Annotated in this window: 19 protein-coding genes; 12 read left to right on the top strand and 7 right to left on the bottom strand. The window is 71.0% G+C overall.

The features are described from left to right. The first annotated feature begins 81 nt into the window (after positions 1–81). Positions 82–1,716 (top strand): esterase-like activity of phytase family protein, encoded by a 1,635-nt coding sequence (locus tag BMY97_RS28510; RefSeq protein WP_091622291.1) that lies wholly within the window; start codon positions 82–84, stop codon positions 1,714–1,716. Positions 1,717–1,723: 7 nt separating this feature from the next. Here BMY97_RS28510 and BMY97_RS28505 read toward each other — a convergent pair whose 3' ends face one another. Then, complete coding sequence (locus BMY97_RS28505) at positions 1,724–2,740, bottom strand: autoinducer 2 ABC transporter substrate-binding protein (RefSeq protein WP_091622287.1); 1,017 nt, start codon at positions 2,738–2,740, stop codon at positions 1,724–1,726. A 169-nt stretch (positions 2,741–2,909) separates the two neighbouring features. On the opposite strand from BMY97_RS28505, the gene BMY97_RS28500 reads away from it, so the two are divergent. From BMY97_RS28500 to BMY97_RS28480, 4 genes are all read left to right on the top strand, one after another. Further along, positions 2,910–3,317: a DUF6153 family protein gene (locus BMY97_RS28500; RefSeq protein WP_245787538.1), complete on the top strand. Its 408-nt coding sequence runs from the start codon at positions 2,910–2,912 to the stop codon at positions 3,315–3,317. A gap of 57 nt (positions 3,318–3,374) precedes the next feature. After that, positions 3,375–3,923: a DUF305 domain-containing protein gene (locus BMY97_RS28495; protein WP_091622284.1), complete on the top strand. Its 549-nt coding sequence runs from the start codon at positions 3,375–3,377 to the stop codon at positions 3,921–3,923. 945 nt (positions 3,924–4,868) lie between these two features. Beyond that, positions 4,869–5,324 carry a DUF4396 domain-containing protein gene (locus BMY97_RS28485; RefSeq protein WP_091622278.1) on the top strand — a complete coding sequence of 152 codons (456 nt, stop codon included), beginning with the start codon at positions 4,869–4,871 and terminating at the stop codon, positions 5,322–5,324. Positions 5,325–5,326: 2 nt separating this feature from the next. Continuing rightward, a complete protein-coding gene (locus BMY97_RS28480; RefSeq protein ID WP_091622275.1) occupies positions 5,327–6,703 on the top strand; it encodes an HNH endonuclease signature motif containing protein in 1,377 nt (458 codons plus the stop codon). 14 nt (positions 6,704–6,717) lie between these two features. Here BMY97_RS28480 and BMY97_RS28475 read toward each other — a convergent pair whose 3' ends face one another. Both BMY97_RS28475 and BMY97_RS28470 read right to left on the bottom strand, forming a co-directional pair. Next, a complete protein-coding gene (locus BMY97_RS28475; RefSeq protein ID WP_091622272.1) occupies positions 6,718–7,953 on the bottom strand; it encodes a glycoside hydrolase family protein in 1,236 nt (411 codons plus the stop codon). 113 nt (positions 7,954–8,066) lie between these two features. Next, positions 8,067–8,495 carry a MerR family transcriptional regulator gene (locus tag BMY97_RS28470; protein WP_091622269.1) on the bottom strand — a complete coding sequence of 143 codons (429 nt, stop codon included), beginning with the start codon at positions 8,493–8,495 and terminating at the stop codon, positions 8,067–8,069. A gap of 163 nt (positions 8,496–8,658) precedes the next feature. On the opposite strand from BMY97_RS28470, the gene BMY97_RS28465 reads away from it, so the two are divergent. Next, on the top strand, positions 8,659–9,375 hold the full coding sequence (locus tag BMY97_RS28465) for an SDR family oxidoreductase (protein WP_091622267.1): 717 nt from the start codon (positions 8,659–8,661) through the stop codon (positions 9,373–9,375). 74 nt (positions 9,376–9,449) lie between these two features. On the opposite strand, the gene BMY97_RS28460 is transcribed toward BMY97_RS28465, so the two are convergent. Next, positions 9,450–12,482 (bottom strand): AfsR/SARP family transcriptional regulator, encoded by a 3,033-nt coding sequence (locus tag BMY97_RS28460; RefSeq protein ID WP_245787537.1) that lies wholly within the window; start codon positions 12,480–12,482, stop codon positions 9,450–9,452. Between the two features lie 143 nt (positions 12,483–12,625). Between BMY97_RS28460 and BMY97_RS28455 the strand changes: the two genes are divergently transcribed. From BMY97_RS28455 to BMY97_RS28445, 3 genes are all read left to right on the top strand, one after another. After that, entirely contained in the window at positions 12,626–13,279 is a 654-nt protein-coding gene (locus tag BMY97_RS28455) for a hypothetical protein (RefSeq protein WP_091622261.1), read from the top strand. A gap of 33 nt (positions 13,280–13,312) precedes the next feature. After that, positions 13,313–14,869, top strand: coding sequence for an alkaline phosphatase D family protein (locus BMY97_RS28450; RefSeq protein ID WP_091622258.1), 1,557 nt, complete (start codon positions 13,313–13,315; stop codon positions 14,867–14,869). Between the two features lie 114 nt (positions 14,870–14,983). Continuing rightward, entirely contained in the window at positions 14,984–16,105 is a 1,122-nt protein-coding gene (locus tag BMY97_RS28445; protein ID WP_091622255.1) for a hypothetical protein, read from the top strand. On the opposite strand, the gene BMY97_RS28440 is transcribed toward BMY97_RS28445, so the two are convergent. The 3 genes from BMY97_RS28440 to BMY97_RS28430 all read right to left on the bottom strand — a co-directional run bounded on the left by BMY97_RS28440 (position 16,062) and on the right by BMY97_RS28430 (position 19,602). Next, on the bottom strand, positions 16,062–17,516 hold the full coding sequence (locus BMY97_RS28440) for a sensor histidine kinase (protein ID WP_245787536.1): 1,455 nt from the start codon (positions 17,514–17,516) through the stop codon (positions 16,062–16,064). The genes BMY97_RS28445 and BMY97_RS28440 overlap by 44 nt on opposite strands. Beyond that, entirely contained in the window at positions 17,513–18,202 is a 690-nt protein-coding gene (locus BMY97_RS28435) for a response regulator transcription factor (protein ID WP_091622253.1), read from the bottom strand. Before BMY97_RS28435 ends, BMY97_RS28440 begins: the two co-directional genes overlap by 4 nt. Positions 18,203–18,312: 110 nt before the next feature. Beyond that, positions 18,313–19,602, bottom strand: a complete 1,290-nt coding sequence (locus BMY97_RS28430) for an MGH1-like glycoside hydrolase domain-containing protein (RefSeq protein ID WP_091622250.1) — start codon at positions 19,600–19,602, stop codon at positions 18,313–18,315. A gap of 100 nt (positions 19,603–19,702) precedes the next feature. On the opposite strand from BMY97_RS28430, the gene BMY97_RS28425 reads away from it, so the two are divergent. The 3 genes from BMY97_RS28425 to BMY97_RS28415 all read left to right on the top strand — a co-directional run bounded on the left by BMY97_RS28425 (position 19,703) and on the right by BMY97_RS28415 (position 24,642). Then, complete coding sequence (locus BMY97_RS28425) at positions 19,703–20,887, top strand: ROK family protein (protein ID WP_245787535.1); 1,185 nt, start codon at positions 19,703–19,705, stop codon at positions 20,885–20,887. A gap of 288 nt (positions 20,888–21,175) precedes the next feature. Beyond that, positions 21,176–23,146: a S53 family peptidase gene (locus BMY97_RS28420; protein ID WP_091622244.1), complete on the top strand. Its 1,971-nt coding sequence runs from the start codon at positions 21,176–21,178 to the stop codon at positions 23,144–23,146. 110 nt (positions 23,147–23,256) lie between these two features. Beyond that, complete coding sequence (locus BMY97_RS28415; RefSeq protein WP_091622242.1) at positions 23,257–24,642, top strand: purine-cytosine permease family protein; 1,386 nt, start codon at positions 23,257–23,259, stop codon at positions 24,640–24,642. Positions 24,643–24,812: the final 170 nt, after the last annotated feature.

The following is a 24,812-nucleotide window of genomic DNA, read 5'->3' as shown; positions in this document are numbered from 1 at the left end:
GCCTCGAAGACGGCCACCGTCCAACTCGGCCGCGAAGACTCCTCCTCCGGCGTCACCGGACGTCGGAGGAGGAGAACACGGATGAAGCGCGTGAGATTCGGGGTTGTCGCGGGGCTGCTGGCCCTGCCGCTGGTGGCGACCGGCACCGCATCGGGGGCAGCGCCGGGCAATGGCCACCAATCCGCCGCCCGCGACGACCACTACCGGGCGCGGTCCGGCCAGACCCTGCAAGTCCGCGGCGACGGCGTGCTCGGCAACGACGCACTCGGCGCCCACGGCCGCACGGTCGCTTCCGGCGGCGCCGTGGTCCGGCACACCGCGCCCGCGCACGGCTCCCTCGCGATCGGCGCCGACGGCACGTTCCGCTACACCCCGGCGCCCGGCTTCCACGGCCAGGACACCTTCACCTACACGGCGACGGACGCCGTCCGGCTGTACCCGACGAACCTGCCGCCGCTCGCGACGGTCGGCGGCGTGCCGCTCACCGGCGGCGCCTTCGGTTCCGCGCTGACGCCGGTGCCCGGGGCGCCCGGCGAGTTCTACGGCCTCACCGACCGCGGCCCCAACGTCGACGCCCCGGACGGGTCCAAAGTGGAGCCGCTGCCCGCGTTCGACCCCGCGATCGGCCGGTTCCGGCTCCGCGACGGGAAAGCGGTGCTGGAGAAGCGGATCCCGCTGCGCGCGGCCGACGGCTCGCCGTACAACGGGCAGGTCAGCACCACCGCCGACACCGGCGAGAAGATCGTGGACCTGAACGGGAAACCGCTGCCCGCGTCCGCGAACGGGTACGACTCCGAGGGCCTGGTGGCCCAGCGCGACGGCACGTTCTGGGTGTCGGACGAGTACGGCCCGTTCATCACGCACTTCCGCGCAGACGGCCGCGCGATCGAGCGGCTCTCGCCGTTCGACGGCTCGCTGCCGAAGGAGCTGAAGTACCGCGTGCCGAACAAGGGCATGGAAGGCCTCGCCCTCACCCCGGACGGGCGGACGCTCGTCGGCATCATGCAGTCCGCGCTGCAGCAGCCGGACCTGACCAAGAAGCCCGGCAACGTCACCACGCTGCGGATCGTCACCGTCGACCTGAAGACCCGCGCGACGCACGAGTACCTCTACCTGCTCGACAACCCCGACGACACGGGAACGGCGGTCAGCGAGATCACCGCGCTGTCGTCGACGAAGTTCCTCGTGGACGAGCGTGACGGCCACGTCGAGCCCGCCGCGTACAAGAAGCTGTTCGAGATCGACCTGTCCGGCGCGACCGACGTCGGGCCGGGGGAGAAGGTGAAGGACGCGCCGTACGACGCGGCGAAGGGCGGCCTGCTCGTCGGCGCCGACCAGAAGAGCATCGACGCCTACGTCGGCAAGGACACCACCGACGAGGCCGTGAACGACCTCGCGAAGGTGGGTGTGCGGGCCGTGTCGAAGAAGCTGTACCTCGACCTCGGCGCGCTGGTCACGAACCTCGACCCGGCCGGCGGCTTCTTCGGCCACGACAAGGTGGAGGGCGTCGCGACCACCGACGGCGGCCGGACCCTGGTGATCAGCAACGACAACGACTTCGGCATCGACGCGGTGGCGAACACGGCCGCCCCGTACACCCTGCACCCGAAGACGCTGCCGGACGGCCGCCAGGACGACGGCGAGTACCTGGCCGTGGACACCACGAAGCTGCCGGCGCGCACCAGCACCGCGACCGTGACGATCGACGTCCGCTGAGGCCCGGTCAGTACTTGTACTGGTCCACATTGTCCTGGGTGATCCGCAGGGGGTCGCCCAGGAGGATGGTCTTCGTGGTCGCGTCGTACTTGACCGTCGGCAGCTCGAGGCTGACGTTGTTGCTGGGGCCGAGCGGCTTGCCCTGCGCGAGCTGCTCGGCCGTCCACGCGGTGAGGTAGCCGAGCGCCTGGACGTCCCACAACACGGACATCGAGGACGAGCCGTCGAGCAGGTACGGCTTCATCGTCTGCGGCGTGCCGACGCCCACTGTGTACACCTGGCCGATCTTCTGCTGGTCGCGCACGGCCTGCGCGACCCCGGGCGCGGCCGTGGTGCACTGCCCGATCAGCCCGGCCAGATCCGGGTGCTGGACGAGGATCTGCTTCGCGAGCGTCGTCGCGGTGGCGGTGTCCTCGCCGGCGTACACGGTGTCGACGATCTGCGCCCGGGGGTAGTGCTCAGCGGTGTACGCCTTCTCGACGGCGGTCCACGCGTTGAGGTTCGCCGCGGTCGCCCCGCACGAGACGATGGCGAACTTGCCGGCGCCGCCGGTCTTGGCCATCAGCGCGTCGACCAGCGCGGTGCCGACCCCGTCGGCGGTGGCCTGGTTGACGAACACCTCGCGCTGCGAGCCCGCCGCGTCGGTGTCGGTGGTGAGCACGTGGATGCCCTGCGCCCGCGCGTCCGCGATCACGGGCGCGAGCGCGGCGGGGTCGTTGGGCGCCACGGCGATCACGTTGAAGTGCTCGGTGATCAGGTCACGCAGGATCGCCGTCTGCGCGGCGGGGTCGACCGTCGCGGGCCCGCGCTCGACCCACTGCGCGCCCAGCTGCTGCGCCGCGTTCAGGCCGCCGGTGTTCATCGCGTCGAAGTAGGGGAGGCCCGCGACCTTCGGCACGAACGCGATCTTGACCGGCGCGTCCGGCGGCGCCTGCCCGAGCCCGCCGGAGCAGCCCACGAGGACGGCCACCACCCCGAGCAGCGCCACGACGCCCAGCACAAGCGTCTTCGTCGGCCCTCGCATCCCCACCATTCCTTCTGTTTAGCGGTCTGCACGGTGGAGACCTGGAGGCAAGGTAGGGGAGACCGCTCACGGGGGTCAACCGGTTGTGTGCAAAGGGTTACTGAAGTGAGTTGATCGTGGCCGTGGCGCGGTTGGTACCCGTTCGGGGTATGGGTTAGGGTGATCGGCGATGACACCCCGTTCGGCTGCTGCCCCGGTCGCGTTCCTGGCGCGCTGGATGCTGCTCGGCGCGGTGATGCTGGGGGTGGTCGCCATGCATCACGTGGCGGCGCCGGACGGTGCTGACATGCCGATGGCCGGTGTCTCGATGACTGCCGTCTCGGTGGCTGGTGTCTCGATGACCCACGGCGTTGAGGCTGCCGCACCGGCCGGGATGGACGGTGCGATGCACTCGATGCTGCACCTCTGCCTGGCCGTCTTGCTGGCCGTCGCGGGATTGCTGCTGGCCGTCCTGCTGATGTGGCGGGCAGGCCGTCCGACGATCGCGCGCCGCCCGGGAACGGCGGGTGACGCGCGCCCACCGCCCTGGCGGAGCGGCAGAGACCTCCTCACTGCCTCCTGTGTGCTGCGGATCTGAGTGGACCGGTTTTCCCGTGTCCCTGGCTTTCGCTGTCCCTCAGTGAGGAAGAAACTCATGAAACGCAAGTTCCTGGCGGGCCTCGTGCTGCCCGTGATCGCCGTGGTGCTGGCCGGCTGCTCGCAGCCTGCCCCCGCCTCACCGCCCGCCCACAACGCCGCGGACGTCACCTTCGCGCAAGGCATGGTCCCGCACCACCGGCAAGCGGTCGAGATGGCCGCGCCCGTGCCGCAGCACACCGCGAACCCCCGGCTGATCGATCTCGCGACCCAGATCCAACAGGCCCAGCAACCGGAGATCGACCAGCTCACCGCCTGGCTGAAGACCTGGGGCGCCCCACCGCCCGCCACGGGCGAGATGGGCGGAATGGACCACGGCACGTCCATGTCCGGCATGGTCGACACCGCGGGCCTGGACCAGTTGCGCGACCAGGCCTACGACCGCAAGTGGCTGGAACTGATGATCCAGCACCACGAGGGCGCCATCACCATGTCCCGCACCGAGCTGGCCCAAGGCCAGGACCCCGGCGCGAAAGCCATGGCCCAGCACATCACCGACACCCAACAAACCGAAATCACCACAATGAAATCCCTGCTCGGCAGCTGATTCCCTGAGCTGCTGGGCCCCTGGATTCCCTGGGACGGTTGGGGCCGGCTTGGCATCTCTTGTCGCCTCCGCGGCCCTTGGCAGGCATCGGCTTCGCGGGGTTCGATCCGGACTCCGCGAAGCCGCTGTGCTGCCGTCACTGCTACGCGCTGCTCTGCGTCGCTGCTGGGCTACTAAGTAGCGGGGCTGCCGCGCGGTCACGCCACTGTGCTGCGCTGCACTGCTGCCACGCCACGCCACTGCTGCCACGCCACGGCACTGCCGCCACGCCGCTGCGCTGCACCGTTTCACTGCCGCTGCGCCATGCCGGGAAGTCGCTGTGTCTTCGCATAGCTAGGCGGCCGCACCGCAGCGCCGTGCCGCCGCACCGCCGCACCGCCGCACCGCCGCACCGCCGCACCGCCGCACCGCCGCGCCGCGCCGTGTCGCCACGCCGCACCGCCGCACCGCCGCACCGCCGCGCCGCGCCGTGTCGCCACGCCGCGCCGCGCCGTGCCGCCGTGCCGCCGTGCCGCCGTGCCGCCGTGCCGCCGTGCCGCCGTGCCGCCGTGCCGCCGTGCGGCGAAACCACCGCACCGCCGTGCGGCGAAACCACCGCACCGCCGTGCGGCGAAACCACCGCACCGCCGTGCGGCGAAACCACCGCACCGCCGTGCGGCGAAACCACTGTGCCGCGAAGCCGCTGCACCGCCGCAGTGCTGCGTCGCCGTGCCGCGTCGCCGCGCCGCGAAACCGCTGCACCGCCGTGCCGCGTAACCGCTGCACCGCCGTGCTGCCTCACTCCGCCGCACCGAAGCCGTCGCGCTGTGGTGTCGCCATGCCGCGAACTCCGCCTCCTGTCCCCACCGCCCCACCGCCCCACCGCCCCACCCCCCCCCGCGACCCAGCCGTGCCCCGTGTCACCAAACCTGGCCACAAATACCCCCATGGGGTATCTTCCACACCATGACCACACATCAACACGGCACGTCCTGGTCCACCGCAGCCCAGGCAACGCTGCACTGCCTCACCGGTTGCGCCATCGGCGAGGTGCTCGGCATGGTTCTCGGCACCGCGTTCGGCCTGCACAACGCGGCCACTGTGGTCCTGTCGATCGTGCTCGCGTTCGTTTTCGGCTATGGCCTGACAATGCGCGGCGTCCTGAAGTCCGGCCTGGCGCTGTCGGCCGCGTTCAAGGTCGCGCTCGCGGCGGACACGGTGTCGATCGTGGTGATGGAGATCGTCGACAACACCGTGGTGGTCGCCATTCCCGGCGCGATGAACGCCGGCCTGGCGAGCGTGTTGTTCTGGCTGTCGCTGGTGATTTCGCTGGCAATCGCCTTCGTGTTCACCGTGCCGGTGAACAAGTGGATGATCGGCCGCGGCCGGGGGCACGCCGTCGTCCACGGCCACCACATGTAGCCATGTGGGTGACGACCATACGTTCGATCAGACAGTATTCTGACGGAGTGAGTACCACCACAGACACCCACGAGGTGTGGCAGCTTTCGGATACGGAGCTGACCACGTTTCTCCTGGCGTGCGAAGAAGAACTCCGGCGCGATCACGCGGAGATGCTCGGCCTCGTCAACGAGGTCGAGCGACGAGGGCTGGGCCGCGCACTGGGGTTCAAGGACACCGCCGCGATGCTGCGGGAGACGCTGCGGGTCTCAGGCCGCGAGGCTGCCACCCGGGTCGCGCACGCACACGCGACGAGGCCGTCCTCTTCGCCGACCGGGGCGCCACAACCGGCATCGCTGGCCGCGACCGGGCAGGCCCTGCTAGAAGGGGTGATCAACCGAGAGCACCTCCAGACCATCGTGAACCTGTTCGCCACCTGCCCGGCAGCGATCGGGCCCGGGAACCGCGCCGCGGACGAAGCCACCCTGATCTCACTGGCCAGGCAGGCGGCGCCGGAAGCCCTGCGGACCGCGGGACGGCGATTGCTGGCTTACTGGGGCGACTACGCCACCCCGCCCGACGACCGGCAACGCCGTGAGCTGCGCCCGTCGCGACGGCTCACCATCACCCACCGCCCCGACGGCAGTGCCCGCTTCGCCGGTGAACTCGACCCGGACGCCACTGCCGTCCTCGACGGCCTGCTCGGGCCGCTGGCCAAACCCCGCCGTGACCCCGATACCGAGGGTCCCGATCCGCGCAGTGCGGCCGAACGCCGCGGCGACGCCCTTGCCGACATCCTCGAACTGGCGGCTCGCTGCGATGACCTGGCTGTGCAGGGCGGCGAGCGGGCGGTAATGATCGTCACGGTCACCCTGGCCGAGCTCGAAGGCCGCCTGACCGACACGCTGTCCACCACTCCCGGCGGCCTCGACGCGCTGCGTCGGCAGGCCTGCGAAGCGAAGGTGGTGCCCGCGGTCTTCGGCGCCGAAGGTCAGCCCTTGCACCTTGGACGCACCACGCGACTGGCGACACCGTCCCAACGACACGCCCTGGCCTTGCGCGACAAGGGATGCGCCCACCCCGGGTGCGACCGCAGCCCGAAATGGTGCATCGTCCACCACGTGATCCCCTGGTCGGAGGGCGGACCCACCGACCTGCCGAATCTCGTCCTGCTCTGCCCTGCCCACCATCGGATCGTCCACCACAGCGCCTGGACGATCCGGATGCGGAACGGTATCCCCGAGTTCCTGCCACCACCGTGGCTCGACCCCGATCGCACGCCGCGGCGCAACCACGTCCACGACGCCGTGCCACCACGGCACCGGCAGACACGACGTCGGAGGTTTCACTATGGACGGACGGCTGCCGCCTCCTGTCGCAAGACTGTGCGGGTGCAGTGATGCCGTCCGGCCGGTCAGACGCTGGAGAGGTCGATCGCCTGGCTCAGCTCGCGTGGCTTGAGCACTCGCAGGATGCCTTCCAGCAGGTAGTAGTCCGCGTACGGCAGGGAAATCTCGATGCCGTCCTCGGACGGCCGGTTGCGGGTGCAGCGGGCGACCACGGCGTCGGCGCGAGCGGAGTTGGTGGTGAGGCAGGTTTTGGCTGTCGCCTCCAGGATTCTCAGGCCGGCATCGCGGTACTTCGGCTGCTTCGAGGCCGCCGCCAGGTCCAGCAGGCCGCAGGCTGTGACGACGCCGGCGGAGGCGTCCTTGATGTCGTTCGGCGCCTGCGGGGCGAGGTAGTCCCAGACCGGCACGCGGTCCGGTGTCAGGGCGCCGAGGGCGTAGTCGGCCAGCCGCTGCGCGGTGGTGAGGAACTGCTTGTCGCCGGTGCGCCGGTAGATCGTGGTGAAACCGTAGACGCCCCAGGCCTGCCCGCGCGACCAGCACGAGGACGGGCTGTAACCCTGCACGGTGTTCGGGCCGATCTCGGCGCCGGTGGCCGGGTCGAAGTCGAACACGTGCGGCGTCGAGCCGTCCGGGCGCAGGAAGACGCGCTGCGCCGTTTTCGCGTGCTCGACGGCGATGTCGAGGTACTTGCCGTCGCCGGTCTGCCGGGTCGCGAAGTCCAGCAGGTCCAGGTTCATGATCGTGTCCATGATGATCCGGCCCGCGTCCTTCGGGTCGGTGAGCGCGCCCCAGGCCCGGATGAAGTGGCCCTTCGGGTTGTAGCGCTGGATCAGCGACGAAGCCGCCGTGACCGCGCCGGCCCGCCACTTCTCGTCGCCGGTGATCCGCCAAGCCGTGACCCACGACGGGTAGAAGAGGAAACCGAGGTCGTGGGTACTGGTGTCGTTCTGCCGCGGCGCGAGCTTTTCCGCCGACGCGAGCGCGAGCGTGCGGAATTGTTCGTCACCGGAGTGCAGCCACGCCATCCAGAGCGTGCCCGGCCAGAATCCGCCGACCCAGTCGCCATTCTGCGAATAAGCCCATTTCTCGAACTTCGTCCCGGTCGGAAAGGCCGTGACGGACGGGGCCACCGCGCGCAGCTTCCGCACTGCGTAGTCCGCCGCCGCGCGGAAAGTCTCCGCCTGGCTCGCCGATCCGGATATCGCCTGGTCGGAGGCTGCTGCCGGGATGGTGCTGCTCGCGGTCACTGCCACCGCGGCACCGGCCGCGGTGGTCAGCAGGGTTCGCCGGGAAACGCTCACGGGTGCCCGCCATTCACAGTGGGGAAATGCATCACGGGAAGGTCGGCAAAGTTTTACACGATCGACACGAGCTTGTACACCCGCCGAATCGGCTATTCACGGTTGTGAATTGTTCACGGATGTGAATTCGCCATTCTTGGCTCGTCGCCGTCAACCAGAGGACCGTCAACCAGAGGACCGACGACTAGAGGACAGAGTGGGTTGGGCGTCTCCGAAACCTCGATCACGGCCTCGAGCCGGTCGCGGGTGTGCTGCAGCTCGGCGATGCGCGCGTCGAGGCGGGCTTTCTCGGCGCGGAGCCGGGCTCGGGACTCCGGGGTGCTCACGCCGGCGTCGACGTGGGGCAGCAGGTCCTTGATGGTGGGGCTGGACAGTCCGGCGGCGTAGAGCTGCTGGATCAGCTCGACCCGGGTCACGGCGTCTTCGGGGTAGCGTCGCTGGCCCCCGTTGGTGCGGGTGGCGGCCAGCAGGCCTTGCTGCTCGTAGTAGCGCAAGGCGCGCACGCTCACCCCGGCCCGCTCGGCGACTTCCCCGATACGCATCAGAACACTCCCTGGCCGGACGGTTGCCGAACCGACTTTAGGCGCGGACCGGCGGGGGCACGGGCGTGTGACCTGCGAGACAACCGGTTGAACCTGACGTTGGCGTCAGGGACCAGGCTCGGCGTCAGCGAACCGAACCGAACCGAACCGACAGGAGACGACCATGCAGATCGCCGGATCGACCGCACTGATCACCGGCGCCGGCCGCGGGCTCGGGCGACACTTCGCCCAGGCCCTGCTCGACCGGGGCGCGGCCAAGGTCTACGCCACGGCCCGCCGGCCGGAAACGATCGACATCGCGGGCGTGACGCCGCTGGCCCTCGACGTCACCGACCCCGGCTCGGTCCGGGCCGCGGCCGCCGCGGCCGCGGACGTCGACCTGCTGATCAACAACGCCGGGCTGGCGGCCTACACCGACCTCGTCACCGGCGACCTCGGCGACATCCGACGGGAGATGGAGACCAACTTCTTCGGCTCGCTCCAGGTCGTCCGCGCCTTCGCGCCCGTACTGGCCGGCAACGGCGGCGGAGCCATCCTGAACGTGCTTTCCGTCCTGTCGTGGATTTCCTACCAGGGCTCGGCCGGCTACGCGGCTTCCAAGGCCGCGGCGTGGAGCCTGACCAACGGGGTCCGCCTCGAGCTGGCGGCCCAGCGCACCCAGGTCGCGGGCCTGGTGATGGCCAGCACCGACACCGACATGATGGCCGGGTTCGACGTGCCGAAAAACGACCCCGCCGACGTGGTGTGCGCGGCCCTCGACGGCATCGAAGCGGGCGAGATCGAGATCATCGCCGACGCCGACAGCGCCGCGACGAAGGCCGCGCTGGCCGCGCACCCGTCCGCCCTCTACCCGGGTGCTTTCACCGGGCAGGCCACGTGAATCGCAGCGGTCGGCGGCGGCATGATCGTGCGTACACCGGATCAGTGATTGCGACACGGCACCGCGCCCGCGCCTCAGGCGGACACGATTCGGTGCTCGGCCGCCCCCTGCATCCGGTTCCGCAGCGCCGATTCCTGGGGCCGCGCGGACAGTTCCCGCCAGATGGCCAGCGCCCGCTCGGAGTAGACGCGGGAGCGCTCGGGCTGGCTCAGCGCCGAGTGCAGCTCGCCGAGCAGTTGTGAGACCTCCGCCTCCGAGCGCCGGTCGCCGTTGCGGCGGTGCACGCTCAGCGAGTTGACCAGCAGCAGCTGCGCGTGCGCGAAGTCCCCGCTGTACAGGCAAAGTTCGCCGAGTGCCTGGTTCGCGTAGCCGACGCAGTGGTCGTCGCCGAGGTCGGTGAAGATCGCGATGGCGCGGGTGACCTGCTCGCGGGCCTGGCCGAGGTTGCCCTCGTGCTGGTGCAGCAGGCCGAGGCGTTGCAGCGCGTGCGCCTCGCGGTGCCGGTCGCCGATCTCGCCGGCCAGCTCCAACGCGTCGGTGAACCAGCGTTTTGCTGACGCGTAACACTTCTGCGCCAGCCAGATCGTGCCGGCGGCGATGCGCACCACGGCCTCGCCGTGCCGGTCTCCGGCTTCGGCGAACAGCTTCAGCGCCTCGTGGCAACGTTCCAGCGCGCGGTCGTTCTCGCCCTCGATGCGCAGGATCGTGCCGAGCCCGGCGAGCGCCGTGCCCATGCCCTGCGCGTCGCCGATTCGCTGGTACAGGGCGAATGAGGCTTCGAACGCCACCAGAGCTTCGGCGTAACTGTCCTGGTAGAGGTGGATCTGGCCCAGGTTGCGCTGGATGATCGCCTCGCCGTGCGCGGACCCGGCGCGCCGGGCCGCTTCGAGGGCCAGCGCGTGCGTGCTGTGCCAATCGTCCTGGTGGCCGCGCAAATCGAAGTACGGCGTGAGGGCGGCGGTCAGCTGCCAGGTCAGATCGTCGAAGCCCAGCTCGGCGGCCAGGGCCACCGCGGCGACGGCGGTGTTCCGCTCCGCGCCGAACCAGGCGGCGGGGTCCGCCAGCAGCCGCTCCGTCTCCGGCGGCAGGTCCGGCAGCTTCGCGGACTCGTCGCGGTACTGGCCGAAGAAGTGGATCGGCATCCGGTCGGCCGCCTCGACCGCCAGCGCGAGGTAACCCTCCAGCACCCGTCGCGCCGCGGCCCGCGTCTTGCCCGGGCCGTCGCGCTCGGCCAGCTCCGCCGCGTACACGCGGAGCAGGTCGTGCAGCCGGTATCGCGGCTGGCCCGTGGCATCGGAAGCGACCAGCTCGACGAGGTGGGCGTCCACCAGCACATCGAGGACTTCGTCGGCCGACCGGCGGCCCAGCGCCGCGGCGACCACCCACGCCGGGAACTGCACGGGGCCGAGCGCGCCGATCCAGCGGAGCGCGGCGGCCGCCGACATCGGCAGCAGGTCGTAGCTCAGGGTCACGCTGGCGCGCACGGCGAGGTCGCCGACGCGCAGCTCGTCGAGCCGCCGCCGTTCGTCGTGCAGCCGGTCGGCCAGCACCCGCAGCGACCAGTTCGGCCGGTTGGTCAGCTTCGCCCCGGCCACGCGGATCGCCAGCGGCAGGTGGCCGCACTGGCGCAGGATCGCGGCGGCGTTGTCCGGCTCGGCGGCGACCCGCTCGGCCCCGACGATGCCCTGCAGCAGCCGGGCCGCTTCGGGTTCGGGCAGCAGGTCGACGTCCACCGGCACGGCGCCGTCGAGGTCCGGCAGGCTCAGGCGGCTGGTGACCAGCACCGCGCACGCCCCGCTGCCCGGCAGCAGCGGCCGCACCTGGGCCGCGCCGCCGGCGTCGTCCAGCACCACGCACATCCGCTTCCCGGCGAGCCGGGAGCGCAGCAGCGCCGCGCGCTCCGGCAGGTCGCGCGGCAGGCCCGCGTCGGGAATTCCCAGCGCCCGCAGCAATTCCGCCAGCACTCCCATCGGCGCCCGCGGAGACGACGACGTGCCGGCCAGGTCGACGTGCAGCTGGCCGTCGGCGAAAGCGTCCCGCACGGCGTGCGCGACGCGGACCGCGATCGCGGACTTGCCGACCCCCGGCGCGCCCGACAGCACGATCACCGAGGGCAGCCCGTTCGCGCCGCGCTCGCGCAGCCGCCCGACGATCCGGTCCACCACCTCCTCGCGGCCGGTGAAGTCCGGCAGGTCGAGGGGCAGCTGGCAGACCGGCAGCTCGGCGGGCCGCCGGACCTGGATCTCGGCAGGCAGCACAGGCAGTTTCGGCTGCTTGGCAGACGGCACAGAAGGTCCTGTTGGCCCTGACAGCGCCGACGACACTGACAGCGCCGACGACACCGACAACGCTGACGGCACCGCCAGAGTGGCCCGCAGCTCGCGCAGCCGTACGCCGGGTTTCGCGCCGAGTTCCTCGTCGAGGGTCCGCTCCGCCAGCTGGTAGGCCTCGACGGCCTCGTCGGTCCGGCCGCTGTCGCGCAGAGCTGTGACGAGCTGCTCCCACAGCTCCTCGCGCAGCGGGTGCTCGGTGACCAGGCCGCGCAGCTCGGCGATCGCCTCGCCGTGGCGGCCCAGCTCGATGCGGGCCTTCAGCCGTTGCTCCTGGACCGACAGCCGCAGCTCGGCCAGCCGGGCGACGGCCGCGCTCCAGCCGTGGTCGTGCGGCAGGCCCTCCAGCACCTCGCCGCGCCACAACGCGTCCGCCTGTTCGAGCAAAGCGAGCGCCGCTTCCGCGTCGCCGCGATCGAATGCTTTCTGCGCTTCGGCGGCGTGCTCGCCGAAAACGACATGATCCAGTTCTTCCGGCGCGGCGCTCAGCTGATATCCCGACGCGCGACTGCTGATCCGGTCGCCCAGCTCGGGCGCGGTTTCGGCCAGCCGGCGGCGGAGTGAATGGACGTAGGTGCGGATATTGGCCGCCGCGGAACGAGGCGCCGTGCCCGGCCAGAGCACCTCGACCAGCACCTCGGTGGACACCACGACGTTCGGCTGCAAAACCAGTGCGGCCAGCAGCAACCTCGGCTTCGGCCCGCCCAGCGGGACGGCCCGGCCTCCAGCGACGACCTCCAACGGCCCGAGAATCCGGAAAGCCAATGAGGTCAGCATTTTTTTACCCGCCTTCGCGGCAAGGTCCCCATGACCGCGCATCGTAGGAGCGTTCGAGTGCCATAGCTAGATCCATTCGGAGGGCAAAGCACCGTAAATCGCTTTTGTACGAGTTGTGTACAGGACCGAGTCACTCTGTGGCCATGAAGCGTTCGAAGCTCCGGCGTTGGGCCGGTTTAGGGGTTGTCCTGGCCTCGGCCGGCGCGTTCGCCCTCGCCACGGCGGTGCCCGCGGCCGCGGCGGTGACCGGGACGGTCCAGACGGCGGGCGACCCGCTCAACGTCCGCCGCGCGCCGAACACGGCGGCGACGGCCGTGAAGACGGTGGCCAACGGGGCGTCGGTGGGCATCGAGTGCCAGACGGCCGGGAACTCCGTGACCGGCCCGCTCGGCACCACCACCATCTGGGACTACGTGCCCGCCCTCGGCGGCTACGTCTCCGACGGCTACGTCAAGACCGGCTCCGACGGCCGGGTCGCGCCCGACTGCGGGACCGGCACCGGCAGCGCCCAGTGCGCGTCGGCGTGCGCCGCGGAGGGTCTGTTCCGCTCGTCGGACGCGCATTTCGTCGTTTACGACACCAACGCGGACGGCAGTTCCGGGGTCGTGCAGTACTGGCTCGCGACCGGCGCCGGCCCGTTCTACGTCTGGGCCTCCGGCGGCAACGGCACGTCGGTGGACAAGGCGGTCCCGGTGCCGAAGGGCTCGTGGGTCTTCTACAAGACCTGCACCGGCCACAACACCTCGCCGCCGACCTTCGCCGGTTGCAGTGCCGGTCTCACCGACTTCGCCGCCTGAAACCCCCACCCCTGTTTTCCGGAAGGACCCCTTATGGGCCAGGTGAACCGACGCTCGGTGCTGCTGGGCGGACTCGCCGCGGTGACCGCGGCCGCGGCTCCGATGACACTCCCCTCGTGGGCGAACGCGCGGACGGCGGCGGCCGTCCCCCCGGCTATCCACGACCCGTTCCAGCTCGGCATCGCCTCGGGCGACCCGCTGCCGGACAGCGTGGTGCTGTGGACGCGGCTCGCGCCGGCGCCGTTGAACGCGGACGGTTTCGGCGGCATGCCGGACGCGACCTACCCCGTGGACTGGGAGCTGGCGACCGACGAGAACTTCGCCTCAGTGGTGAAAAGCGGTTCGGTGAACGCCGTCCGCGCGTCGGCGCACAGCGTGCACGTCGAGCCCGCTGGCCTCGATCCGGCGCGGGAGTACTTCTACCGCTTCAAGACCGCGGGCTACATTTCGCCGGTCGGCCGCACGCGGACCGCGCCCGCCGCCGGCGCCGCGGTGAACCAGCTGAAGTACTGCTTCACTTCCTGTCAGCACTGGGAAGAAGGCTGGTACCACTCGTACAAGGGCGTGGTGCGCGACGACCCGGACCTGGTGCTGTTCCTGGGCGACTACATCTACGAAAAGCCTTCGGGCCGAGTGAAGTCCGAGCTGAACCCCCGCCGGCTGGCCGTCCCGCAGGACACCACCACGCTGGCGCTCTACCGGGCGCGCCACGGCCAGCACAAGACCGACGTCGACCTCAAAGCCGCGCACGCGCTCGCCCCCTGGCTGGTCGTCTTCGACGATCACGAGGTCATGAACAACTGGAACGGCACCACGAGCCCCGCGTCGACGGCGCGCAAGACCGCGGCGTTCCAGGCGTTCTACGAGCACATGCCGATCCGCTCGACCGCGAAGCCGAACGGCGCGTCGATCCAGCTGTACCGCCAGTTCCTGTGGGGTGATCTGGCGCGCTTCCACATGATGGACACCCGGCAGTTCCGCAGCGCGCAGGTGAGCGGCACGGCGTGCGGCCCGTACCGCGACCCCGCGCGCACGCTCACCGGCACGGCGCAGGAGCAGTGGCTGCTCAAGGCGTTCGAGACGCACCCGGCGACGTGGGATTTCCTTGGCCAGCAAGTGTTCTTCGCCCAGCGTGACGGCGACGGCAAGAACACCACCTGCGAGAGCCCCGATTCCTGGGACGGCTACCAGGCTTCACGCGACCGCATCACGCAAGGCTGGATCGACCGCCAGGTGCCGAACCCGGTGGTGCTCACCGGCGACGTGCACCGGCACTGGGCGGCCGACCTGCGCAAGGACTACTACGACCACAGCGACCCGATCGTCGGCTCGGAGCTGGTGACCACGTCGGTCACCTCGAACAGCGACGGGGCCGCGCCGCCGAGCGCCGCGTGGCTGGCGAACAACCCGCATGTCAAGTACTGCAAGGGGGAACGCGGCTACGTCCGGGTGACGGCGACGCCCGCGCAGATGCTGGCGGACTTCGTGGTGGTCTCCGACACGAGCGTGAACGATCCGGCGAAGCTGGTCATCAAGACCGACCAGAGCTTCGTGGTGAACGCGGGTTCGAAGGGCCTGCAGGCGGTCTGACGGCGGTTGTCGCCGGTTCGTCACAAACCGGTGCGGGACTGTGGAAATTCGGTCACGGCCGGCGCATGATCCGTCCCTAGCTTGGATCCCAAGCGATCATGGGAGGACCAAGCGATGACAACCCTGTCCGAAACGCGGCCCGCGCCGGCCCCGATCCCGGCCCCGGCGCGGGCCGGGAAACCGGTCCGGTGGCTCGGCACGGGGCTGTTCGTGATCGCCGTGGGCCTGGCCGGGTACACCGGGTTCCGGCTGCCGGGGACCTGGGTGGCGACGCTGGAGTCCACCTCCCTGACCGACGGTTTCCACCGGCGGTTCCTCGTCGGCACCCTGCTGCACCCGCTCGCGGTCCTCGCCGGCTACGACTACCGCGTCTTCGCGGTCGCGAGCTACGCCGTGCTCGGCGGGTTGCTGGCGGCGCTGGCGATCGCGTTCTTCCGCAGCCCAGACGGCAGCCGGCGGCTGGTGATCATCGGCTTCCTGCTGCTGCCGACCGGCGGTTACCTGTTCCACGAGGTGGGGTACTACGACCAGACCCTCTATCTGCTGCTGGTCGGCGCATTGGCGGCGCTGCGCCGGAACCGGCCGGGAATCGCGAGTGCGCTCATGGTGGCTTCCGTGACCGTGCACGAGATCGCGCTGCTCACCGTGCTCCCGGTGTTCGGTTTCCAGGTGCTCCGCCGGTTCCCGTTCCGGCGGGCCTGCGTTTTCCTGGCCGCGCCCGCGCTCGCCGGGCTGACGGTGCTGGCGGTGCGGCCGGCCGCGCCCGGTGCCGTCAGCCGGCTCGGGCAAACGCTGGCGGGCGCGAACTTCCCGTACCGGACCGACGCGCTGGGGCTGTTCGAGCGCGGCCAGGCCGCGAGCTGGGCCCTGTACTCGATCACCGACGTCCTGCTCTACCTGGTGCCGATCGCGGTGGTGGTGCTCGGCGGATTCCTGGTGCTGCACCGGCCGTCCGGCGCGGCGCTGCTGCCGCTGGCGGCGATCGCGGCCCCGCTGCTGCTCGCCTTCGGCGGCTGGGACGAGGCGCGCTGGGGCTTTCTGCTGATCACCAACTTCCTCGTGGTGCTGTGGCTCTGGCTCGGCGACCGCGGGCGCGAGCTGAAGGTGTCACAGCTGGGGACGCTGAGTGTCGTCCTGCTGATCCTCACGCACCTCCCGATGCCGTACTTCGACCACTACACGCCGCGGGAGATCACGCTGGTGGGTCCGCCGCACGCCGTGGGATTCCGAGGGTGAGCACGGCGCCGCCGTCGTTGCGCGCGGTGATCTCACCGCCGTGGAGCCGGGCGTTCTCCCGCGCGATGGACAGGCCCAGCCCGCTGCCCTCGGTGGCCTGCCGGGCGTGGTCGCCCCGGACGAAGCGGTCGAACAGGATCGGCAGCAGGTCCTCGGGGATGCCCGGGCCGGAGTCGCGGACCTCGATCGTGACGGGGTCGGAGGTGCCGTCGACGGCCACCGAGACCGGGGCCCGGCCGTGCCGGACCGCGTTGACCAGCAGGTTGCCCACGATGGTGTGCACCCGGCGCGGATCGGCGACCACGGCGGTGTCGCCGGTGCTGGTGACCTGGACCGCCGTGTCCGGCACGTTGACCTCGGCCGCGTCCTCCACCAGCGCGGGGAGTTCGACCGGCTCGGTGCGGAAGTCCGTGGAGCCGGCATCGAAGCGGGAGATCTCCATCAGGTCCTCGACGAGTTTCGCGAGCCGGCGGGCCTGGGTGCCGAGCAGCCGGGTCGCCCGGGCGCGGGTGTCGGGGCTGGCGCTGTCGAGACTGTCCACAGTGGCCACGATGGAGGCGAGCGGGGTCCGCAGGTCGTGCGCGACGTCGGCGACGAACCGCTGTTGCTGGCCGTCCTTCTCGCGCAGGTCCTCGATCGACGTGCTGACCCGCTGCGCCATGGTGTTGAACGACATCGCGAGGTCGGCCAGCTCGTCGCGGCCCTTGACCGGGACGCGCACGTCGAAGGCGCCGTCGCCCAGCTGACGGGCGGCGGAGGCGACGCGGCGGATCGGGCGCTGGATGTGCCAGGCGGCGAACAGCGCAGCGACGACCCCCAGCAGGGCCACGGCGATCGCGACGTACACCAGTCTCTGCGGTTGCTCGGCCAGCCCCACTTCGAGCGGGGTGATGTCGAAGAACTCCAGCATCCAGTAGTCGCCGTAGTTCCCGCTGACCACCAGCAGCCTCAGCCCGCTGTCCGGGTCGGTGGTGGTCGCCGTGCGCAGGTCCGACGGGGTGTCGGTGCGCACCAGGACCTGGTCCGCGACCGCGTCCACCACGGCCGGGCGGTCGTTGACGCGGACGGGCGCCGGTTTCGGCAGGTGCAGGGAGCCGGTCGAGGCGTACGTGACCAGCTGGGGTGCGCCCTGGGGGTCCTTGGTGAAGATCATCCACTCTTGCGAGTAGTCGTCGATCAGGCGGTCGACGTTCGCCGTGCCGTCGGTGCCCGCCGCCACCCGCTGGAATCCGGGCAGAGCCCTCGTGAACACGTTGCCGAACGAAGACTGCGCCGCGAACGTGAAACCGCCCAGCACGTCCTCGTCCTGCAGCCGGGCCGCGGCCAGCGCCATCACCGCGGTCGCCGTGGTGGTCACCAGCACCACCGCGGCCGTCACCCGCGCGCGCAGCCCGAAGGCCGGCCGCCTCACGGGTTGACCATCCGGTACCCGAGTCCGCGCACGGTCCGCAGCACCATCGGGTTCGCCGGATCGTCCTCGATCTTCGCCCGCAGCCGGGCCACCGCCGCGTCGACGATCCGGGAATCGCCGAGGTAGCCGTAGTCCCAGACCCGTTTCAGCAGGGTCTGGCGGCTCAGCACCTGGTCCGGATGGCGGGCGAATTCGAGCAGCAGGCGGATTTCGGTGGCGGTGAGCGCCAGTTCGGCGCCGTCGCGCGTCACGCGCATCGCCCCGGCGTCGAGCTCCAGCCCGCCGGCGCGCAGCACGTCCGGCGCCGGCCCGGGCTCGGGCACGGCGCGACGGCCGACCGCCTTGATCCGCGCGTCGAGCACCCGGGGCTCGGCCGGTTTGACCACGTAGTCGTCGGCCCCGCACTCGAGCCCGGCCACCACGTCGATCGGGTCGCCCCGCGAGGTCAGCAGGATCACCGGCAGCCGGCTCCTGGCCCGGATCCGGCGGCAGGCCTCGAAGCCGTCGATCCCCGGCAGCATGACGTCGAGCAACACGAAGTCGGGCTCGGGCCGGCCGTCGAACAGGGTCTCCAGCGCCCGTTCCCCGGTCGGCGCGAGGACGATCTCGTGCCCGAGCGCCTCCAGGGCCAGCGTGAGTGCTTCGGCCAGGGCCTGGTCGTCCTCGACCAGCAGAAGTCGCGGCATGGTGCTCCCAAGATCGAGTTCGTCCCGATCCTAAGGAGGGTGATTACGGCAGCGCGCCTCGCGTGGAGAACCTGTGGCCGAGGCGTGCGGTTCTGTTACACGCGGCTGTCCTACCGGGCTCGTTCGTCGGCGAGCAGGTCGATCGCCAGCGCGGCCGTCCAGCCGAACGAGCGGGCGCCGTGGCCCGCGGCGCTCAGCGGGTCGACGTACTCGGCGAAGTCCGTCCAGCGGGCCAGGTTCAGCAGGTCGAGGCGCAACTGGTGGGCCAGCGCGTCTTCGCCGTGGCGGAGCAGGCCTTCGCGGACCAGCCAGCCGACGTTGGCCCACGCCGGGCCGCGCCAGTACTTCGCCGGGTCGAAGCTCGGCGACGTCAGGTCGTAACTCGGGACGGCGAGCACCTGGCCGAGGCGGAAGCGCGGCCCGGTGGCGGTGCTGAGGAGGGCGGGCGCCACGGCGAGGTCCGGCAGCAGCAACGGCAGCAGGCCGCCGCAGGTGTACTCGCGGCAGGCCTTGCCGGTGCGGACGTCGAGGGGGAAGAAGAACCCGGCGCGGGTGTCCCACAGCCGTTCCGTCATCGCCTTGGCCATCCGGGCCGCGCTCTCGCGGTGGCCCGCCGCGGCGGCGGGCAGGCCCAGCGCCACGGCGATCTCGGCCAGCGCCAGCTCGGCGTCGGCCAGCAGGGCGTTGAAACCCGGGTCCTCGACCGTGAAGCCCTCGCGCTCGGTCGGCCAGTGGACGTCGGAGTAGTCGCTGTCGCGGTAGCCCGCGGCGAGCCGCACGTAACGGCAGTACTCGTCGTCGGTGGGACGGTCCGCGGGCGCGCCGTGCTCGAGGTCGCGGCGGGTGAACTGGCCGGGGTCGGCCGGGGTGACGCGCGAAAGCGGCTCGTCCCAGGCCGGGCTGTTGTCCATTCCGGACTCCCACGGGTGCACGATCGACACCAGCCCGTGGCCGCCGAAGTCGCGGTGCGCCAGCAGATAACGGTGCCACGCCTTGAGTTTCGGGTACAGCGTGGCCAAGAACGTGTCCGTGTCCGAGCCGACCGGATCGGCCTGGTGCACCGCCCACACGGCCCGCGCGTGCACCGGCGGCTGGATCAGCCCGGACGTGCGGCCGGCGCGCCAGAAGCCCGGGCCGGGGAAGTACGCCTCGGCCGGGGTGTCCGGGTTGAACAGGATGTGCGGCACCCGCCCGTCGCGCCATTGCGCGTTGAACAGGGTCACCAGCTCGCGCCGCGCCCGCTCCGGCGCGAGGTGGCGCAGGCCCAGCGCGATGAACGCCGAGTCCCAGCTCCACTGGTGGGGGTAGAGGCCCCGCGACGGGACCGTGGACGAGCCGAGCCAGTTGTCTTCGAGCACGCGGGCGGCGGCGGCGCGCAAGGCGCTCGATGTTTCCAGCATGTGTCCAATTTATCTCCGACTTTTGTCGTGTCAATGGACAGAAGTGGTGACCTGGGATGATGTCCGCTACACCCGAACGGCGGCGGAGGGAGGACCAGGCGTGACCGGCGGAGCGGCCCCCACCACGGCGGGCGAGCTGTTGTACCTGGTCCGGACCGGTCAGGCGACCACCCGCAAGGCGCTGCAGACGGTCACCGGGCTGTCGCGGTCGACGCTGGTCGGACGGCTGGAGCAGCTCCAGGCGGCCGGCCTGCTGACCGAAGGCGGCCAAGAGGGTTCGACCGGCGGGCGGCCCGCGCGGTACCTCCGGTTCGACGACCGGCACGCCGTGGTCCTCGCCGCGAGCGTCGACACGATGCATACCGAAGCCGCCGTCACCGACCTGTCCGGACGACGGCTCGCGCGCCGCGGCGGCGCCCTGCGCGTCGCCGACGGGCCGGAGCCGGTGCTGGACGCCATCGCCGGCTGGTTCGACGCGCTGCTGGCCGAAAGCGGCCGCGGCGCCGGGGAAGTCGCCGGTGTCGGGCTGTCCGTGCCGGGGCCGGTGGAGCCCGGCGTCGCGCGGGTGAGCCGGCCGCCGATCATGCCCGGCTGGGACGGCTATCCGATCGGCGCGCACCTCGGCACCCGCTTCGCCGCGCCCGTGCTGGTGGACAACGACGCGAACCTGATGGCGCTCGGCGAGCACCGCTCGACGTATCCGGACTCGCCGGCGTTCGTGCTCGTCAAGGTGTCCACCGGGATCGGCGCGGGGCTGGTGATCGGCGGCGAGGTCTACCGCGGCATCGACGGCGGGGCCGGCGACATCGGGCACATCCGCCTGGCCGGTTTCCCGGACGCCCGCTGCATGTGCGGCTCTTACGGCTGCCTGGCGGCCGTCGCCAGCGGTGGCGCGCTCGCCGCCCGGCTGACCGAGCAGGGCCTGCCGACGGTGTCCGGCTCCGGCGTGCGCGAGCGGATCGACGCGGGCGAGCCCGCCGCCGTCCGGCTCGCCGAGATCGCCGGCCGCCAGGTGGGGGAGGTGCTGGCGACCGTGGTGTCGGTGGTGAACCCGGAGGTGCTGGTGATCGCGGGGGACCTCGCGGAGCCGTCGTTCGTCGCCGGGGTGCGCGAAGTGCTGTACCGCCACGCCCTGCCGCGCGCGACGCGGAACCTGCGCGTGGAAATCGGCGGCCGCGGGGGCGACGCGGCGGTGAGCGGCGCGGTCGCCACGGTGGTCGAATCGGTGTTCGCGCCCGCCGCCGTGGACCGGAGGCTGGCTGGGGCTCGGCAGAAGAGCTCGTGAGGCCCGACGGAAGTAGGTGGCGCGCGGCGGCCCCGCGTGTTCCGCCATACCGCTGAGCGGCACAGCGGAACCGGACGTACTACCATTTTCACGACATTCCACTCGGGACAGTCGGGACGAACCGGACTCCTCGTAGGGAAAACCCGACGGCGCCGGCGGGTCTGTCCCGTGAGGACAGATAACGGTTCTGAACTCACCAGTGTGAAGCTTCCCTGACGCGGCACCGCCGACATAGTCTCGTGCGGACGTTCTGCGGCCTGGGGGCCGCGCTTCACAAGGGAGTTGCCTGTGCGAAGAAGTCTTACCGTGTTCCTCTCGCTCGCCGTGGTGGGTGGGCTCGCCGCGACCGCGCCGGCCGTCGCGTCGGCGCAGGGGCGCCAGGACATCCCCCAGTCGCACCCGCTGTGGGCCAGCCCGCAGGCCAAGGTGGCCGACACCGCGCCCTCGGCCAAGCTGGACTTCCGCGTGTACCTGAACCTGCGTGACCAGGCCGGGGCGGAGGCCGCGGCGCAGTCCGTGTCCGACCCGGACAGCAAGGGGTACCGCAACTACCTTTCGCCGCAACAGGTTCGTGACCGGTTCTCGGCCTCCGACCAGACCGTCGGCGCGGTGAAGAGCTGGCTGCAGGGCAGCGGCTTCCAGATCGGCGACGTGCCTTCGAACCGCGCGTACGTGGAGGCCGTCGGCACCGCGGACCAGGTGCAGCAGGCGTTCGCCGTCAAGCTCGGCAAGTACTCGGTCAAGGGCCAGACCCTGCGTGCCGCGGACAAGAACCTGTCCGTGCCCGCCCCGCTGGCGAACGACGTGCTCGGCGTGATCGGCGTGGACCAGGCGACCAGCCTGTTCAAGCCCGACCACACCGACGGCTCCGCCACCCCGGCGGCGCAGTCGGCCAAGCCCGGCGTCGTGGCGCCCGGCCCCGGCTTCCGCAACGCGGGCCCCTGCAGCACCTACTACGGCGAGAAGGTGGACACCACCGACCCGGCGTACCAGGGCAAGCAGCTTCCGTACGCGCCGTGCGGCTACACCCCGGCGCAGCTGCGTTCGGCGTACGGCCTGGACACCGCCGCGAAGCTCGGCGCCGACGGCAGGGGCACCACGATCGCCATCGTGGACGCCTTCGGCTCGCCGACGATCTACTCGGACGCGTCCACCTACGCCAAGCGCAACGACCCGTCGCACCCGTTGACCCAGGGGCAGTTCAGCCAGCACGTCTTCCCGCCCACCCCGGGCCAGGAGGCGCCGGACCAGTGTGACGCCGCGGGCTGGTACGGCGAGGAGACCCTCGACGTCGAGGCCGCGCACGCACTGGCGCCGGGCGCGAACCTGCTGTACGTCGGCGGCGCCGACTGCCAGGACCTGTCGCTGGACGCCGCGCTGAACTACGTGATCGCGGGCCACAAGGCCGACATCGTGTCGAACTCCTACGGCGACACCGGTGAGGACATCCCCGCCGACGAGGTCAAGGCGTTCAACCAGATCTCGATCCAGGCCGTGCTCGAGGGCATCGGCGTGTACTTCTCCTCCGGTGACAACGGCGACGAGGTCGCGCGCCTCGGCACGCCGTCGCCGGACTTCTCCGCCTCGGCGCCGTGGATCACCGCGGTCGGCGGCACCTCGCTGGCGGTCGGCAAGAACGGCCAGCGGACGTTCGAAACCGGTTGGGAGACCGGCAAGTCGACGCTGAAGAACGGCGCGTACACCCCGGCGTTCCCGGGCGCGTTCAACGGCGGCGCCGGCGGCGGCACGAGCCGTCTGTTCCCGCAGCCCTTCTACCAGAAGGGCGTCGTGCCGGACGCGTTGTCGACGAAGAACCAGACCGGCAACGCGAAGGGCCGCGTGGTCCCGGACATCTCCGCCGTCGCGGACCCGAACACCGGGTTCCTGATGGGGCAGACGCAGACCTTCCCGGACGGCGCCTACTACGACCAGTACCGGATCGGCGGCACCAGCCTCGCGTCGCCGGTGTTCGCCGGGATCATGGCCGTGGCCGACAGCCTCGACCACTTCCACCACGGCTTCATCAACCCGGTGCTCTACAAGCTGACCTCGCGCACCTCGGCGATCAGCGACGTGAAGCACGTGGACGCGGCGGTGCAGCGGGTGGACTACGCGAACAGCGTGGACGCTTCGGGCGGTCTGCTCACCTCCGCCCGCACGCTCGACTACCCGAACCTGACCATCCACACGACAAAGGGCTACGACGACGTGACCGGCCTCGGCTCGCCGAACGGCTTGGCGTTCCTGTTGCTCGTCTGATGCACTGAGGGTCGGTGAAGGCCTCTTCTCCCGTCGGACGGCGGGGGAGGAGGCCTTCTTCGTCCGCGGCTTAAGGTGTTCGCGGGAAGCAACGAGCACGGGAGCGGCAGATGAGCGGGATCGACGCGGACGTCTTCGGCGGGCGGATGCCCACGGGGGCGGGCGACTTCGCGATCGAGACGCACGGGATCACGCCGATCCCGGAGGCGAACCGGTTCGGCAGGCCGTGGCGGCTGGCCAGCGTGTGGTTCGCGCCGAACCTGACCATGACGGCGGTGTTCACCGGCACCCTCGGCGCCACGCTCGGCCTCGGCTTCGGCACCGGGTTCCTGGTGCTGCTGGCCGGCACGGTGCTCGGCTCGCTGCCGGTGGCGTACCTCTCGACCTGGGGCCCGCGCACGGGCACCGGGCAGTTGCCGCTCGCGCGGCTGCCGTTCCGCCGTGGGGTGGTGCTGCCCGGCCTGGTGCAGTGGCTCGGCTCGATCGCGTGGGACGCGCTGGTCGGGCTGTTCGGTGGGGAGGCGCTGGCCCAGCTGACCGCGCTGCCGTTCTGGGGCGCGGTGCTGATCGTGCTGGTGCTGCAATGCGCGCTGGGGGTGTTCGGTTACGCCGTGATCCACCGCGTGCAGGCCGTGATGAGCGCGGTGCTGGTGGTCGCCTTCGTCGCGCTCGCGGTGAAGGTCGTGCTCGACCACCCGATCACGTACACGAACTCCGCGAGTGGCGGTGACCTCGCCGGCGGCATCGTGCTGTTCTCGACGATCACGCTCAGCCTGGCGATCTCCTGGGCGCCGTACGCGTCGGACTTCAGCCGGTACCTGCCCGCTTCGACGCGGCCGCGAGGGGTCTTCTGGTTCACGATGCTCGGCCTCACCGCGTCGTACGCGATCGGCGAGGGCATCGGGCTCGCACTCGGCACCGCTCTGGGGGACCAGACCGCCGCGGGCGTTTCGGCGCTGCTGGGCGGCGGCCTGCTCGGCGCCCTCGCGTTGCTCGTCATCGCGCTGGCCGCGGTCTCCTCCAACGCGATGAACGACTACAGCGGCTCGCTCGCGCTGCAGACCGTCGGCGTCCGGCTGCGCCGGCCGGTGTCCGCGGTGCTGGTGACCGTGCTCGCGTTCGCGCTCATTCTCTGGATGCACAGCGGTGACCTGGCGTCGAAGTTCCAGAACGTGCTGCTGGTCGTGAGCTACTGGATCCCGCCGTTCCTCGGCGTGGTGGTGCCGGACTGGGTGCGCCGCGCCCGGGCCGGCCGCGCGGTCGACGTTCCCGCGGAGCTGACGCGGCCGGTCCGCTCGTGGGCCGCGCTGGTCGCGTTCGTGGTCGGCTTCGGCGCCGCCGTCCCGTTCATGAACACGACTGTCTACACCGGACCGGTCGCGGCGGCGCTGCACGGCGCGGATTTGGCCTACTACGCGGGTTTCGTGGTTTCGCTCGTCGTGTATCTGCTCCTGCGCGGTCGGCGTACGTCGGAAATGGGCGTTCTGTCAGATTAGTCCGAATCCCTAGAGTGCCGGAATAGGCCGAATGCTGGCCCGGATGTCCGGAAGTTGAAAATTAACTACCTTCGTCGGTTGTTCGAAGTTCACGAAAACCCGAGTCTTGGTGGGGTTCGGTCCCCATCTCACTCCGAATCCGGCCCCCATCCGGGGCCTGATCCGGCCTG

It is taken from the genome of Amycolatopsis saalfeldensis (genome assembly GCF_900110575.1).
GTDB classification, from domain to species: domain Bacteria; phylum Actinomycetota; class Actinomycetes; order Mycobacteriales; family Pseudonocardiaceae; genus Amycolatopsis; species Amycolatopsis saalfeldensis.
This window is presented reverse-complemented; position numbering and strand designations above follow the sequence as displayed.

Excerpts from the sequence above, each read along its gene's own strand:
- BMY97_RS28510 (WP_091622291.1), top strand. The coding sequence starts at position 82 with ATGAAGCGCGTGAGATTCGGGGTTGTCGCGGGGCTGCTGGCCCTGCCG.
- BMY97_RS28505 (WP_091622287.1), bottom strand. The coding sequence starts at position 2,740 with ATGCGAGGGCCGACGAAGACGCTTGTGCTGGGCGTCGTGGCGCTGCTC.
- BMY97_RS28500 (WP_245787538.1), top strand. The coding sequence starts at position 2,910 with ATGACACCCCGTTCGGCTGCTGCCCCGGTCGCGTTCCTGGCGCGCTGG.
- BMY97_RS28495 (WP_091622284.1), top strand. The coding sequence starts at position 3,375 with ATGAAACGCAAGTTCCTGGCGGGCCTCGTGCTGCCCGTGATCGCCGTG.
- BMY97_RS28485 (WP_091622278.1), top strand. The coding sequence starts at position 4,869 with ATGACCACACATCAACACGGCACGTCCTGGTCCACCGCAGCCCAGGCA.
- BMY97_RS28480 (WP_091622275.1), top strand. The coding sequence starts at position 5,327 with ATGTGGGTGACGACCATACGTTCGATCAGACAGTATTCTGACGGAGTG.
- BMY97_RS28470 (WP_091622269.1), bottom strand. The coding sequence starts at position 8,495 with ATGCGTATCGGGGAAGTCGCCGAGCGGGCCGGGGTGAGCGTGCGCGCC.
- BMY97_RS28465 (WP_091622267.1), top strand. The coding sequence starts at position 8,659 with ATGCAGATCGCCGGATCGACCGCACTGATCACCGGCGCCGGCCGCGGG.
- BMY97_RS28460 (WP_245787537.1), bottom strand. The coding sequence starts at position 12,482 with ATGCTGACCTCATTGGCTTTCCGGATTCTCGGGCCGTTGGAGGTCGTC.
- BMY97_RS28455 (WP_091622261.1), top strand. The coding sequence starts at position 12,626 with ATGAAGCGTTCGAAGCTCCGGCGTTGGGCCGGTTTAGGGGTTGTCCTG.
- BMY97_RS28450 (WP_091622258.1), top strand. The coding sequence starts at position 13,313 with ATGGGCCAGGTGAACCGACGCTCGGTGCTGCTGGGCGGACTCGCCGCG.
- BMY97_RS28445 (WP_091622255.1), top strand. The coding sequence starts at position 14,984 with ATGACAACCCTGTCCGAAACGCGGCCCGCGCCGGCCCCGATCCCGGCC.
- BMY97_RS28435 (WP_091622253.1), bottom strand. The coding sequence starts at position 18,202 with ATGCCGCGACTTCTGCTGGTCGAGGACGACCAGGCCCTGGCCGAAGCA.
- BMY97_RS28430 (WP_091622250.1), bottom strand. The coding sequence starts at position 19,602 with ATGCTGGAAACATCGAGCGCCTTGCGCGCCGCCGCCGCCCGCGTGCTC.
- BMY97_RS28415 (WP_091622242.1), top strand. The coding sequence starts at position 23,257 with ATGAGCGGGATCGACGCGGACGTCTTCGGCGGGCGGATGCCCACGGGG.